Here is a 14,401-nt window from a genome sequence, read left to right on the forward strand (position 1 = left end):
ACCTCACCGGCTTCCCCGGCTATTTCCAAGTCCAGCTGCAAGGCGATGCCTACCGCAAGGCCAATGGCCAAGAGACGGGCCGCGCAGAACGGCACCACGCCGAAGCGCAAGCAAACCCCATGACGTGTTGTGAAATGTTGATCTTGCGGCCTACCGCGTAGCCGGTGGCCGGATATCAACTGTTATCCTGCAGCCTCAAGCAAACCCCATGAGCGATCACGTTTTATCACGTCAGCACCTGGAGCAGACCCCGTGAAATGCTAGGAATTGCTAGGGTTTCGCGCAGGGAGCGACCGCACGAGGCTGATAAGAAATGATAAGGTTCGCGTGAAGCGAACCGCGCTGGTCTACTAGGAAATCATAAGGCGCGGGCGAAGCAGACCCCATGAAGGCTAGAGAAAACTTGAGTTGGCAAGGGGAAGCGAACCCCATGAGATGTTAGGAATTGTTAGCATTTTGGGCGATGGCGTGGCGCGCGGGCGATGGTAAATGATGGTTTCCCACCGCGGCACAAGCAAAGCCCATGAGAGGCTGACAAAACCAGACATCAGGCAGCCGGCGACGAACCACCGACCGGTAAGCAAAAGTAAGCATTCAGCGCCGCCGGCGCCGATGCTATGCTGATCGAATGTCGATCATCTTCATCATCTTCATCGTGCTGGGCATCGTCGCCCAGCTGGTCCGGCCGCGCGACCGCATCGTCATCTACCGTGAACCGGACTATGTCGTGCCGCTGCAGCGCGGCCAGGACACGCCGGCGCGCGTGGCCGAGTCGCACTTCATCGCCATCAACGAGCACATCCAGCACGCGCAGGCCGCGACGCTGAAGTCCGTCCGCCAGTATCACGCCCTGAAGGCCCAAGCCATCCTTGACCAACTCCGACAGGAAACGCAGCACATGCCCTTCAAGGTGGACGGAATCGACGCCGCGCAGACGGCCATCAATCACTTGATCGGCTGATTTGCGAAATCAACCCCATGAACGACTGCGAAAACAATCCCATGCAATGCTCAGATGTATGGGCGCCAGGGGATGCAAGTGCCGTTCGCGTGCGTTTGCGAAAACCAACCCCATGAATGAGCCGCTGCAAGCCCTTTTTTGCCCGCGTGGTCGCGTGCGGCATTAACCCCATGCGATGTCAGACAATATCGAACCTGCCCGATTATGACCGGCTCATCGAACCAGAACGCACCGACGACACGAGCACTCCGGTTTTCCGTGTACACACGGGTGTACCCATAAGAAAAACGCGAGTAGCAAGATCATTGTCAGGCAAGGCTTACAGCCACTTACTCAATATTCAGATACAATCGAGTAAACTTTCACGCCGTGTCATGGCGTGTCAGCGAAACCACAAAAGCCCCGCCAGCCGGGGCTTTATTCATTTGAGCGGATGCCGCTGCCGCGCCATGCCCGACCTCATGGCTGTTCACGCGACAAAAAAAGCTTAGCCAGCTTTCTTGTTGTATGAAAATCACGGAAAATGCGCTTTTACGACTCTCCTGGAAGATACTCCATGACCAAAGCCGAACTGATTGCCCTCCTCTCTGACAAGTCCGGCCTGAACAAAGCCGATGTCCTGCGCGTGCTGGGTGCCTTTGACGAAGTTCTGCTGGACACTCTGGCCGACAATGGCGAGCTGAGCATCGTAGCCGGCAAATTCAAGGTGAAGGAGAGCGCCGCCCGCACCGGTCGTAACCCGAAAACCGGTGAAACCATCCAGATTCCGGCCAAGCGCAAAGTGGCCTTCGTCGCCAGCAAGCAACTGAAGGACCGCATCGGCGGCTAAACGGCCACCCGATCATGAGAAAGGGCCGCGTCATGGACGCGGCCCTTTCTCATCTCACCCTCAATTCTGTTGCCAGATCAGCCTGGCAATTGCGGAGGAGTCCAGCTCCCCGTCTCCTTGCGCCACCAATTGATCAATCAGCTGCATGGCACGTTCCGCCGCTGGCAGCGCAACGCCCTGCTCTCTGGCCGTCTCCATCACGATATGCATGTCCTTGGCGTGCAGCTTGGCTTTGAAACCTGGCGCATAATTGTCGTCTATCATGCGCTGGCCGTGGACGTCCAATACCCGGCTTTGGGCAAATCCCCCCAGCAGCGCCGCGCGCACCGGCGCCGGATCCACATCGCAGGCGCGCGCTAGCTTGACGATTTCCGCCACCGCCGCCACGCCGGCCGCCACGGCGATCTGATTGCACGCCTTGGCGACTTGACCGGCGCCGCTGTCGCCGATGCGGGTAATGGTTTGGCCCATAGCCTGCAGCGCCGGCCGCGCTTTTTCCAACGCCTCCGCCTTGCCGCCCGCCATGATGGTCAGCGTGCCGTTGATGGCGCCCACTTCCCCGCCCGACACCGGGCAGTCGAGGAAGTCGACGCCCTTTTCCGCCAACGCCGCCGCAATGCGACGCGCGCCATTGGGCGAAATAGTGCTCATATCGACGCAAACCAGGCCAGGCTTTGCGCCATGGATCGCACCTTGCTCGCCCAGCAACACCTGCTCGACGTCAAAGGTATCGGACACATTACTGACCAGCACCTCTACCTGCGCGGCCAGTTCGGCAGGGTTCTCCACCCATGCTGCGCCCGCGTCCAGCACGGGTTGCGCGCGCTCCCGGCTGCGCGCCCATACGCTAACCTCATGGCCCGCTTTCAATAGGTTGAGCACGCAAGGGCGCCCCATGATGCCAAGTCCGATATAACCAATACGCATGCCACTCTCCAGAAATGAGACCAATCGGCTGAGCATAGGCGATTGCGCCAGTCGGCGCCAGAGGCGCGATCAGGGATTGCTGACGGGCGCGCGGCGCGCCATCCAGTCATCGAATTCGGTCTGGGAATGGCCGGCCTGGTGTTCCAGGTAATAGACAAAGGCGAGGATTTCCGCGACAGCGCGATAAAGCTCGGGCGGGATATGCTTGTCCAGGTCAACCTGCATCAGGAGGGAGACCAGCTCTGGCGAATCGTGAACGAAAACGCCTGCGTCTTGCGCGCACTCGATGATGCGCTGCGCCATCTGGCCATACCCTTTCGCCACCACGCGAGGGGACCGCTGACCGTCTTGGTAGGAAAGCGCCACCGCGGAGCGGCGCTTGTCGTCATTATTCTGCTGGTTCATTTGGATTCACTGCCAGTCCGGCCAGCACCAGTCCGGCCGAGGCCATGCCATCGCGCAGACGCGCGGCATGCTGCCGGATCATCTGGCCGGTATCGTCGTCATCGGCCTGAAAAGACACTTGCACCGATTGCCCCACCAGTCTTACGCGCACGCCCATCCCCCCCAGGGCCGGCAACTCAAGCGACAAACTGGTGCTCCAAACCGGGATTTCCTCCCGACCATCGCCACGGCGTTCATTCTCCATCGGCTCGCGCTGGATCTGCATTTGCATAGGCTGGCCCGGCCAAGCGAGGCCTTGGAATTGCACGGCTTTCTGTTCCAAACCATCCAGTTGCCGCTGCACCAGATGTCCCAACTCCTGCAGCTGCGGTTTGAGCGACGGGTTTTTCTGTCCGTCGTCCAGCGCTTGCTGGGTCAGGGTCAGTTTGGCCTGGGGCTCTTGTTTCAATTGCTCCAGCGTGTGCAAGCCATTGCTGAAATCCTTGAGGTGGGACTCATAGAACAGGCCGCTCTGCTTGACGTCGCTCTGCAATTGCTTGGCCAGTTGCTCTGGCGCTTGGGAGCCGGCATCCAGTTGTAGAGTCTTGCCCGTTTTGTCGGTCAAGCTTGCCTCGCCGGCATTGAGCAGGGTGGTCAAATAGCGGGAGGCGGTACTGAGCTTGACGGCAACTGAGCCGTCCTGCGGCGCGGGTGCGGCCTTGCCTTCATCCTGCAGGGCGAATGTCAGCGCCGGCGTGAGCGACACCACCTTCAGATTCAGAGTGTCGCCGGACGGATTGGCGCCTGGGGGCAGGCTCAGAGTAAACAGCGCGTTCTTGATCAAAACCGCCAGCTGATTATTACCTAACTGATCCGCCACCTTGGCGGTCAACAACTCACCCACCATCAGCGAGGGCAAGCTGTCAGGCTGGCTGAGCGCCTGCAGCAGACGGCTACCATCGACAGTAGTGCGCAGCTGGTTCGGCGTAAGCGCGGAACCCTGCGTCGAGCTAGAGATGGCGTTGGGAAGCGATGGAATCATGAAGTGGGGCTATTTCGATAAAGCGATACGATCAACTCCGCCTCGCTACGGGAAATGCCGCAGCGGGAAGCGACCTCCGAAGCTGTCAGCCCCTGGCGTATCATCTCGATGGCCTGATTATAGGGACTCAATCCCGTCTCGACGCCAGACTGATGCTCCAGCTTGGATTGCAGCCTGACTACATCGCGCTGCAAAGCGCTGATCTGCTGCTGCTGCTGGTCCAGATACAGGGAAGTGAGACTATCGCGCTTGCCTTCCAGGCGCCGCAAGCGGCGAAACAGATAAACGACGGCAGCGGCCAGAGCAAGCCAGAGCACTATCATCAGATATGGGAAGGCGCCGGTCATGGAGAATCCCCTCTTGGGTGAGCGTCCACAGTGACTTTAAGTTTATGGCGAAAAACCGCACAACCCAAGCCAAAACCTTGCCGCCCGGCGGGCCTCGCGCCATGCCCAGCGCCCAAGAAACAGGGACCTCATCCTTTGTATTGGCGGTGGAGTTTAGAACTGTGGCTCAAGGCCTTGAGCTCTTCCTTGACATGATCCGCCCAGCTTGCGACCTGCTGCTGAACCTCCTCCCGCGTCGCCAGCAAGCGCTTCAGCGTGGCGCGCTGCTCCGCGCTCAAGCGATCTCGCTCCCCCGCCTCCAAGCGCTGCAACAGCTGCTTGGTCTGCTCCTCATTGCGCGCCAGCAGCGCTGAGAAACGGGCGCTGTCTCTTTGATTGGCCGCCTCCAACAGCGGCCCGATGGCAGACTCCAGCTTCCGAATCAAATCGGCCAGCGCCAAGTTCTTGGCGTCTAAGTCCTGCTCCATGACGGCCTCAAGCCCCGGAGTTGGCATTGGCTCCAGCCTGCGCCGCCGCATGATCTCGATCCACCTGCTGCCAGGCCGGCAGTATGGTTTCCATCAGACTCTTCACTTCGGACAGAATCTCTTTGTCGTTCTTCAGGCTGGCCTGGGCCAAGCGCATCTTCATATAGATGTACAGGTCATTCAAATTGACCGCCGCCTCCGACCCCTGCTCCAGATCCAAGGCGATGCGCAGACCTTCCAGAATGTCCACCGCCTTGGAAATCATACGGGCTTTTTCATCGAAACGGCCGGCGTCGATGGCTATGCTGGCAGAGATGGCCGCTTTGATCACCCCTTCATAGAGCATCACGACGATACCAATCGGACTCGCGCCATACACTGCCGCCTTCAAGGCGTCATTGGCATAAGCCTGATTGAACTGCTTGAGCATTCGTGAATTCAGCATGGGTCACCATCTTTTTTAACCGCAAGGCGATCTGGACCGCCTTCCATTTACTTGGAAATCAAATTGAACAAGCTGCTGGAGCCGGCCTGCATCTGGGCCAGGGTGGCGTTCAAACTGGTATATTGCTGCAGCAGCTGCGACTGCTTGGTGTCCAGCCGGGACTGCAAGGAACCCTGCGCCAGCTTTTCCGCGCTCACTCGAGTCTGGATGGAACTCTTGCTGGTTTCGATCACGCCGCTGGGGCCCAGCATAGCATTGATTTCCAGGTTGAAGCGTTGGGCAAAACCGGTATTGGCGGCATTGCCGAACAAATTGCTGACGGCCTGCTTGTCTTTTTTCAATGCATCGTTGAACGCATTCTGATCCAGCTTCAGCGAACCATCTTTTTGCAACGCGATGCCCGCCTGAGACAAGAACGCATAGGAATTGACCGGGTCCGCCCCCGCCACGCCAACAGACAGTACTTGCTGCAAGCGCGTCTGGATGTCAAGAATGGAGGCATTGCCTTTCATGGTGCCTGAACGCGCCGACTTCACCTCGTTGATCACCTGATTGTAGGCATCGACGAAGGTCTGCAAGCTCTTGGCCACGCCCGCGCTGTCCGGAGACATCGACACCGTGAAGTCGCCTTTTTTGTACAGATCCAGTTCAACGCCAGGAATGGCGCTGGAAACTTTATTGCTGGACGCGGATAAGGCCACGCCATTTACGCTCAGGCTGGCGTTCAGGGCATTTTGCGACTCTCCCGCCGCGGTTGCGCTCTGCGACAAGCCCGCCAAGGTAGACCCGCTAGTCGCCCCGGAATCGCTGCCGCCGCCGGTAATGGTGAATTGATTGTCTGTGCCTGAGTTGGCTGCGGCCAGCACCAGCTTGTATTGCTGGCCATTCTGCACCACCGAGGCGTTCACGCCGATGCCGGCTGCATTAATCTTGTCGCTGATGTTTTGCAAAGAAACGGTATCGCCCGGATTCGCTTGCAGATTGACCGTCTGCGTCTTGCCGCCGACCAGGAAAGACAATTGGCTGGGAGCGCCTGCGATGGCGGCCTTGGGATCAGTGACGGCCTGCCCGCCCACCTGATCGAAAACCAGCTGCCGGCTGGTCGCCAGGCTCGAAACCGATACCTGATAGGTGCCGGCCACGCCGCCGCTGCTAGTCGTCACCGAGCCCATCGAGCTATCGCTGACCGAAGCCTTGAATACTTGCAGGAAGCTGCCCGATGCCAGTTGCGACATCGAGGTTTGCAACGAGGACAAAGCCGAACTCAGCTTGCCCATGGTGCTCAATTGGGTATTGTACTGGTCCAGCTTCTTCTGACTGTCGTTCAGAGGCTGACGCTCGATCTGCATCAGCTGGCTGACGATGCCCTGTACATCCAGTGCGCCCACGGTGGCGGAAATGGAGGCCATGTTATCTCCAATTTTCTTATGACTGCGCCAGGACGTTCAGACTTTATGCCTTGTCCTTCAGCAGCAATCCTTTGAAGTCGCCGATCGCCTTGGCGATGCGCAGCGCTTCCTCGGACGGGATTTGACGAATCACCTTGTTGTTTTCCTTGTCGACAACCTTGACCACCGTCGTATCGGTGTCTTTATCGACGGAAAACTGCAAGGAGCTATTGTATACCGATGCCGCGTTGTTCAGTTGAGACACCGATTCCTGCAATTGCTTGGGATCGGCCTTCTGCTTCAACACATCGGCCTGTTGCTGTTGCTGCTGGCTCTGCCCAGCCGCAGTCACAGCCTGTGAGGAATCAGCCAGCACCGGCTGCGACTGATCGCCGGACGAAGCCTGCGCCAGTTCAGTCAATTGTTGGCGCTGTACCGGGGCGCTCGTCGCTGGGATCGATGGCGACAGGATGGATGGGATTTGCATGATCACGCTCCTCGTGACCGCAGCTCCGGTTGCCCAACCGGAGCTGCAGACTGGCTTACCATCAAGTTATAACTTATTGCAGCAGCGTCAGCGCAGACTGAGGCAGGCTATTGGCTTGCTTCAGAATGGAGGAACCGGCCTGTTGCAGAATTTGGTTCTTGGTCAGGTTAGCGGTTTCCGAAGCGAAGTCAACGTCCACGATGCGGCTGTTGGCGGCGCTCAGGTTCTGCACATAGTTCTGCAGGTTGGCTACCACGGCGTCGAAGCGGTTCTGCACCGAACCCCAGGTGGAGCGCACCGTGGAAACCGATGCAATGTCCTTGTCCAGGGCACTCAGCACGGCAGACGCGGCGCTCTGCGAGGTAATGCTGATCGTGCCAGTGGCCGACAACGCGGAGTTGTACGCACACAGCACGTTGGTACCGCTGGACAGGTCGGTGGCGGTTACGGACACCTGGTTGTCGGAGCTACCGGACGAACCTACTTGGAAGGACAGCGCGGAGCCGCCGGACAACAGCGAAGTGCCGTTGAACTGAGTGGTTTGAACGATACGCGAAATTTCCTGGGTCAGTTGGTCCACTTCGTTCTGCAGCTGCGAACGGTTGGTATTGCTGACGGAGCCGTTGGAGGCCTGTACGGCGATTTCGCGGATACGTTGCAGGTTGTTGGCGATGGAGCCCAGCGCGCCTTCAGCGGTCTGGCCTACCGAGATGCCGTCGTTGGCATTCTTAATCGCCTGGTTGTTGCCGCGGATGGCGGAGGTCAGGGTCTGGGAAATCGCCAGGCCGGCTGCGTCGTCCTTGGCGCTGTTCACGCGCAGGCCGGAGGACAGGCGCTGCAGCGATTGTTGCAGAGAGTTCTGCGAGTTGTTCAGATTGATCTGCGCGCCGAGCGAGGCAACGTTGGTGTTGACGGTAATAGCCATGATGAATCTCCTGATACGCTTAAGTGGGCAAAGAGACTTGCTTAAACCTCTTATCGGCGTCCACTACCTGAACTTTAGAGACGACCGCGATTTTCTGTTTGAGACTGCGATGATGACCGCGAGCCGCTCCGCCCGCGGCCATCATCTACCCTACCCCCTTAGCCGATCAGCGCTCGGCACCAGTCGTCGTTATGCTCTTCCAGCCAATAGTGCTTGCGCACCCATTCCCGCAAAGTATCCCCCTCCTTTGCCGCCGCATCCAAGTCATGCACTCTTTCGCGAATCGCCTTGATCCAAGCTTTTGCCTCATTCGGCACACGGCATACCGGCGCGTCGTTGGTCTGGTAGGGGAAGATGTCCGAGCATATAACCGGCCAAGCCGCCGCGCCGTACTCCAGTAGCCGCAGATTGCTTTTCGCCTCATTAAAGGGATTGATCTCCAATGGAGCGACCGCAAGATCCAGATTCAGCGAGGCCATCTTCTTTGGATACTCTTCGAATGAGACGAAGGGATGCACCTCTTTGACCCAATCGCGGAACTGTGGCAGCGACATACCCATGAACACCCACTCGACCTCCTCGTGAGTTGCCTCGATCACTTGATGCAGCAGCTCCAAGTCCCCTCGATGCTGAGCGGCTCCTACCCAACCCACACGCGGCTTCCTGCCATTGCGACGCGCTGAGTGCAAATCTCCCCAGGCTTCCTTGCGCAAGCGATTGGGCACGACGAAAATCTCATCCACCATGCCCCGCGCGAAATCCACCAGCGGTTCGGTGGAAACGATTAAGCCGTGGCAGGACTGCAGCACCTTACGCAGGCGAGCCTTGGCATCCGGATAATTGCGCCGCCAATGCTCGTGGAGATTGCTCTTCTCAGGCAAGCCGCCGACCAGGTCGTCCAGGCCCAGCATCAATCTCAGTTGCGGCAAATACTCGCGGTATGCCGCCATCGCATCGATCACCACATCCTGCACGCCAATGTGCAGCAACAGCGTATCAGGAGCTAAGCGAGCCATTTCTGCCAAGCTCGGCACGCCGCGGTTCGGCTGCAGTATCTCCCCATCTAGCTTACCTTGCTGCTGCAATACAGTCAGCGGTTGGCTGAGGCGATACTCGCCGCTGCCGCCCGGCACCGGCATACCAAATATCCGCTTACGACCCGGTACATCCGGTACCCATGCCGTCGTTCGATTGACCTCGACCAGCATATTGGGGTTCGTCAGTGCCAAATTTCGGTTGTATGCCGGGTCCCGCCGCAACATGGGCATCCATTTACGCAAGAACCTCTCCAGCTCATCCCGCTCGCGGGTCAGCGCCCGCAGCGCAAGGCGGGGATCGCTAGTGCTGACGGTGATGCTTCGCGCATGGTGGTGGCAAACCACCGCTTGCGGGAGGTACACATTACGCCATCCTTTCTGCAATATCTTCAGGCAGAAGTCGACATCGTTGAAGCATACCTTGAACTCCGTCTCATCCATGCCGCCCACATCCAGATACAGCGATTTGGATACCAGCAGACACGCGGCAGTCACCGCGGAATAGTTCTGCATGGTGACGGCGCGGTTCATGTAACCGGGGTCATCCATGGGTTGATTCACAAAGGCATGGCCAGCAACGGAAAACAGCCCACCCGGCATGCCCAAAACAATGCCGGCATGCTGTACCCTGGCAGCGCCGGGGAATAACAGTCTCGCGCCGACCGCGCCCACTCCCGGCTGCTGCGCGGCAGCCAACATTCTCTCCAGCCACTGCGGCTGTACGACTTCCGTATCGTTATTCAACAACAGGATATAGTCGCCACTGGATTCTTGGACGCCAAGATTGCACTGCGCGGAGAAATTGAAAGGCGCGTCATAGGCGACAATGCGCACCCTGCCCGGATGGTTGTCCTGCAATTCCTGGTAGTAGTCCAGCGTCTCCGGCAACTCGGATTGATTGTCGACAATGATCAATTCGAAATTCTGGTAAGCGGTCTTGGAGAACAAGGTATCCACGCAAGGCTGCAAATACTCCAGCTTGTCGCGATTGGGGATAATCACCGATATCAGGGACTGTTTTTGCAGCAAATATTCGTAGTTGTACGTACCCTCGAGCAAGCCTTGGCTGACCTTGACGGGCAAACCACAACGCGACGCATGATTTTCCAACACCACCTGCTTGGAGGCGGCCAAAATACGGTTCTGCTTATCCCCTCCCCATGGCAGAGACAGCAGCATGTCATCGATGTGCCCCACGCATTCCAGAGGATAATCCTCAGTCAACCGCAGCAACAAATCGTAGCAGTAGGCACCGGGATAGGGCTGGAAGCCGCCTAACTTCGCCACGGCTTCGGCAGAGAACAGCAAGGCATCGCCGATATAGTCCATCGAGCGCAGGTATTCCGGGGAGAAATCCGGACGGAACAAAGGCTTGAAACGCCTTCCCATCGGCGACACCACATCGCTGTCGCAATAGACCGCCATCCATTCCGGATGCTGATGACAACCCTCGGCTATTCTCAACAAAGCACCTGGTTCCAGGCGAAACCCCGCAGGCAACAACCAAATCCAGTCGGCAGGTACGTCCGCGACAATACCGTTGAGTACACCGGCAAAAGCTTCCGGGTCATTCAGATCATCCAGCTGCAACCAGCCCAACTGCGGGCTACTCTCAAACACAGGATCCGGCACAGGCGTTTCTGCCAAGATGATCAGCCGCCAATTCGGATACAGTTGCTTCTGCAGCGCATCCAATGTTTCCGACAAGCGCTTCAGCTTGTCTTTCGGCACCACCGCGAGCAAATTGAACATGGGACGACGTTGCCATACCGTCATCATTCGTTCGGCCATTTCCTCGGCATGCACCTCTCTGAGTTGATGATCCTCTACCCAACGGTTGTAAAGTTTAAGTTCATCCCCGCTCAATAGAGACAGACTCTTGTCATTGACCTCGCCTAGCTTAACCATCGATGCAGGCAAAGCGAACTGAGGCAGTAGCTCGCGCCACTGCTGGTAAATCGAAGCCACGACTTTTTCCAAGGTGCGGTTTCGCAGCAAATATTCTCGTGCAGCTTCGGTCTGCGCCGTTCGCAACTCAGGATTTTCGATCAGATTGGCGATCGCCTCATACCACGCGTCCGCGTCGTTAGGCAGCACCGTCGCCATGCCGCTATTTTTCAGCCAGGCATAACTGCCGACATCGGACGCGACTGTGCATGCGCCGACAACAGAATAATCCACCCACTTGAGATCGGATTTGCCTTCATTGAAGGAACCAGGAAACAAGGGCGCCAAGCCGATGTCGATTCGATAGTGAGCCAGTTTCTCGTAAAACTCGCAAAAAGAAACAATGCTGGAGACTTCCATGACATCGAGTTTGCCTCGCAACTCCGGCGGACACATGCCCCACATCACAAACTTGACTCGGCCAGCATAGTCATTGTGAATGCGTGCAAGCGCGGCATTCAACAGCTTGTTTTCGCGCGTGCGGGTAGAAGTGCCGGCAAAACCGATCACGACCTGTTCCGAACGTGGAAGAGGGTCGACCCAGTGGGCTTCGCTCAATGCATTGGGAAACACAAAAACGCGCGGATTGAACGGTCTTATCTTGGCAGCCAGCGTCTCCGCGGGCACAGTTACCAAAGTGGCAGCTTCCAGCATCCACTTGATATGGTCGAAACTTGTTTCAAACTGGTCGAATTGAGGATGAGACTCTGGAATATCCAGCAGCCAGTCATCGGTCTCGTATATCACCGGTTTGCGGCTGGACACCGCTCGATCCAGCAAGGCGCGCGTTTCCGGCATCGGGTAGGCACGTTGCACCAGGAACATGTCCATATCGGCGATAAACGCGTCGTCCGTCTCATAGGGATATTCCGCTTCAAGCAAATTCCTCGCCATGCCGACATGGAAGCAAAGCTCGAAGTAGGGTGACATCAGCTGGATCGGATCCCAGATTCGCAAACGGAAGCAAGCCATATCCGGCAGATCGCGGGTGAAAACCCCTATTTTAGGCTTGCGAGAATTGGTTAGGTCCGTACTCGGCGACTTAGCTCTGGTGTTTTCCGCCACATGATGCTGGGTTCGCTCGATAAATGCCTCCAGCTCATCCCAAAAGACATCCTGCAAACCCTGGTAATTACCCCAGACCTTGCCCACCGTCGCCTTCGCCTTGGCGATCTCCGCCGGGGAATGTCCCCAGGCCGTGCCGTCATCCCCAAAATAACTATGCATGGGCTTGGGCAACATTTGGGGATTCGGCAAATACACTACCGGGCAACCGCACAACAAGGCTTCGAAACACGCCGTAGTATGCTCGTACGTGTACAACAGCTCGGCGCTGCGATAAAGCTCCGCCAGCTCTACGGGCGATTTTTCGCCATCTTTAAAAGAAATCTCATATGCGTCGCGCGTAATCGGCAGCTGTTCGCCGCCGCGCTGCGGATAACGATGCAACCATAACAAAGTGCCTTTACGCTTGCTGTCATCGACGCCCTCGCTGTTATAGATCCGCGTATCGATCAACGGCACTTGCAAGAGCGGCACGTCCCAGCCATCGGGAATAATATCCAGACCATGGGAGTAAATCAGATCGCTCTCGCTCCAGTCCAGCTCATGCAGGCCTGCCCCAACCAGAAAGCCCGGTATGTTCAACAAAAAGCGAACAACGAAGCGTGCCCCGAGCGGATTACCATGCACCACCTCAGGGTATACCACTACGGCTTCTCGTCCGGCTTTTTGATGGCCCAGCCGGATCTCTGCGGACAAAACGGGCGTCCTCAAATTGGGCGAAGTGCCAGGATTGACGACATACGCTTCCTGCCCTGCCACATTCAGCACATGGCATAAATAGTGCAAGGCACGCACCCCGCCGGATGTCTCGCGAAAAGGCGGAATAAAAAAGTAGTAAGGCGCGCCCAGGGGGGCAAACAACTGTTTATGATTAGACATTTTTCCCTCTAGCAAACTTATTTGGCTGTTGCGCCCGTACTTGAAAAATATTGCCCGACCTCGCGGCAAATAACGTCTACCTGATCCACAGTCATCTCAGAAAATAGCGGCAGGCGCACCAAGCAAGACGAGATTCTCTCCGTGACATCCATCCTGCCATGCGCACGGGCCAACCTCATGCCCGCGGGCGAACTATGCAAGGGAACATAATGGAATACCGCCGAAATGTCCTGTGCGCCCAAGTGCCGGATAAGTTCGTCCCGCTGGGCTTCGCTGGCACACATCAGATAGAATAAATGGGCATTTTGCACGCCATCCTCATCCAGCTGCGGCAACTGGAACAAACCCCGTGAGGCCAAGGGCTGCAGAGCCTTCTGGTAGCGGCGAAAAAGATTGCAGCGATGTGTATTGATGCGCTTTGCTTGTTCCAACTGTGCGAATAGAAACGCCGCGGTCAATTCATTGGGCAGGAAAGAAGAACCGATATCCACCCAAGTATATTTATCCACCTCGCCTCTGAAGAAGGCCTTGCGGTTAGTGCCTTTCTGCCAGATGACCTCTGCTCGCGCTATCAAATCGGGGTTGTTGATCAAGAGCGCGCCGCCTTCGCCGCAAATAACGTTCTTGGTTTCATGAAAACTTAAGCAGCCCAAATCGCCTATCGCGCCCAAAGCCTTGTCATGCGAACGAGACAGAATGGCTTGAGCCGCGTCCTCTATCAACAATAAACCGTGTTTGCGGCATATCCCCTGCAACGCCTCAAGCGCGCAGGCTTGTCCGGCGTAATGCACCGCTACGATGGCTTTGGTCCGCGAGGTAATCGCCGCCTCCACCTTGCTCTCATCCAAGTTCAGCGTATCTGGGCGGATATCCACGAAAACCGGCACACCACCGCGCAGCACAAAAGCATTGGCGCTGGAAACAAAGGTAAACGAAGGCATGATGACTTCATCCCCTGGCCCGATATCGGCCAAGATCGCGGCCATTTCCAGTGCGGCGGTGCAGGAGTGGGTCAATAGCGCCTTAGGCGTGCCTAATTCGCGCTCCAGCCATTGCTGGCACTTCTTCGTGAATATGCCATCGCCGGCGATGGAACCGTTCATGACCGCTTGCGCCATATAAAACAGTTCTTTGCCGACGATGAAGGGTTTGGCAAAAGGTATTTTTTTTGATTTGCCTAGCATAGAGACTCTCCGCTCTGCTCGGAGGCGGCACTCGAAGTCCGCCGCAAGCGACCGCATTTTCTTATTCTAGATAACAGGCATAGCGGC

Annotated in this window: 13 protein-coding genes; 2 read left to right on the forward strand and 11 right to left on the reverse strand. The window is 57.2% G+C overall.

Annotation, left to right across the window (positions count from 1 at the left end; all coding sequences use genetic code 11):
• Nucleotides 1–628 precede the first annotated feature (628 nt).
• Complete coding sequence (locus tag FYK34_RS14055; RefSeq protein ID WP_149297423.1) at nucleotides 629–961, forward strand: hypothetical protein; 333 nt, start codon at nucleotides 629–631, stop codon at nucleotides 959–961.
• A gap of 556 nt (nucleotides 962–1,517) precedes the next feature.
• Entirely contained in the window at nucleotides 1,518–1,790 is a 273-nt protein-coding gene (locus FYK34_RS14060) for an HU family DNA-binding protein (RefSeq protein WP_149297425.1), read from the forward strand.
• Nucleotides 1,791–1,850: 60 nt separating this feature from the next.
• Here the strand turns inward: FYK34_RS14060 and FYK34_RS14065 are convergent, their stop codons facing one another.
• The 11 genes from FYK34_RS14065 to rffA all read right to left on the reverse strand — a co-directional run bounded on the left by FYK34_RS14065 (nucleotide 1,851) and on the right by rffA (nucleotide 14,314).
• Nucleotides 1,851–2,717 carry an NAD(P)-dependent oxidoreductase gene (locus FYK34_RS14065; protein ID WP_149297427.1) on the reverse strand — a complete coding sequence of 289 codons (867 nt, stop codon included), beginning with the start codon at nucleotides 2,715–2,717 and terminating at the stop codon, nucleotides 1,851–1,853.
• 69 nt (nucleotides 2,718–2,786) lie between these two features.
• Nucleotides 2,787–3,122 carry an EscU/YscU/HrcU family type III secretion system export apparatus switch protein gene (locus FYK34_RS14070; RefSeq protein ID WP_149297429.1) on the reverse strand — a complete coding sequence of 112 codons (336 nt, stop codon included), beginning with the start codon at nucleotides 3,120–3,122 and terminating at the stop codon, nucleotides 2,787–2,789.
• The gene (gene fliK / locus FYK34_RS14075; RefSeq protein WP_149297431.1) at nucleotides 3,106–4,143 is read right to left on the reverse strand and encodes a flagellar hook-length control protein FliK; all 1,038 of its coding nucleotides are present in this window, start codon (nucleotides 4,141–4,143) and stop codon (nucleotides 3,106–3,108) included. The genes FYK34_RS14070 and fliK overlap by 17 nt, the downstream gene beginning before the upstream one ends.
• On the reverse strand, nucleotides 4,140–4,490 hold the full coding sequence (locus tag FYK34_RS14080) for a DUF2802 domain-containing protein (protein ID WP_149297433.1): 351 nt from the start codon (nucleotides 4,488–4,490) through the stop codon (nucleotides 4,140–4,142). The genes fliK and FYK34_RS14080 overlap by 4 nt, the downstream gene beginning before the upstream one ends.
• A gap of 128 nt (nucleotides 4,491–4,618) precedes the next feature.
• Nucleotides 4,619–4,957, reverse strand: a complete 339-nt coding sequence (gene fliT / locus FYK34_RS14085) for a flagellar protein FliT (protein ID WP_168209752.1) — start codon at nucleotides 4,955–4,957, stop codon at nucleotides 4,619–4,621.
• A 7-nt stretch (nucleotides 4,958–4,964) separates the two neighbouring features.
• Nucleotides 4,965–5,402 carry a flagellar export chaperone FliS gene (gene fliS, locus FYK34_RS14090; protein WP_149297437.1) on the reverse strand — a complete coding sequence of 146 codons (438 nt, stop codon included), beginning with the start codon at nucleotides 5,400–5,402 and terminating at the stop codon, nucleotides 4,965–4,967.
• Nucleotides 5,403–5,449: 47 nt separating this feature from the next.
• Nucleotides 5,450–6,811, reverse strand: a complete 1,362-nt coding sequence (gene fliD / locus FYK34_RS14095; protein ID WP_149297439.1) for a flagellar filament capping protein FliD — start codon at nucleotides 6,809–6,811, stop codon at nucleotides 5,450–5,452.
• Nucleotides 6,812–6,854: 43 nt separating this feature from the next.
• Nucleotides 6,855–7,277 (reverse strand): flagellar protein FlaG, encoded by a 423-nt coding sequence (locus FYK34_RS14100; RefSeq protein ID WP_149297441.1) that lies wholly within the window; start codon nucleotides 7,275–7,277, stop codon nucleotides 6,855–6,857.
• A 73-nt stretch (nucleotides 7,278–7,350) separates the two neighbouring features.
• Complete coding sequence (locus FYK34_RS14105; RefSeq protein ID WP_149297443.1) at nucleotides 7,351–8,202, reverse strand: flagellin N-terminal helical domain-containing protein; 852 nt, start codon at nucleotides 8,200–8,202, stop codon at nucleotides 7,351–7,353.
• A 158-nt stretch (nucleotides 8,203–8,360) separates the two neighbouring features.
• On the reverse strand, nucleotides 8,361–13,130 hold the full coding sequence (locus FYK34_RS14110) for a glycosyltransferase (protein ID WP_149297445.1): 4,770 nt from the start codon (nucleotides 13,128–13,130) through the stop codon (nucleotides 8,361–8,363).
• Between the two features lie 17 nt (nucleotides 13,131–13,147).
• Nucleotides 13,148–14,314 (reverse strand): dTDP-4-amino-4,6-dideoxygalactose transaminase, encoded by a 1,167-nt coding sequence (rffA, locus tag FYK34_RS14115; RefSeq protein ID WP_149297447.1) that lies wholly within the window; start codon nucleotides 14,312–14,314, stop codon nucleotides 13,148–13,150.
• Nucleotides 14,315–14,401: the final 87 nt, after the last annotated feature.

Origin of the sequence: Chromobacterium paludis (genome assembly GCF_008275125.1) — a bacterium.
In the GTDB taxonomy this organism is placed as follows: Bacteria; Pseudomonadota; Gammaproteobacteria; order Burkholderiales; family Chromobacteriaceae; genus Chromobacterium; species Chromobacterium paludis.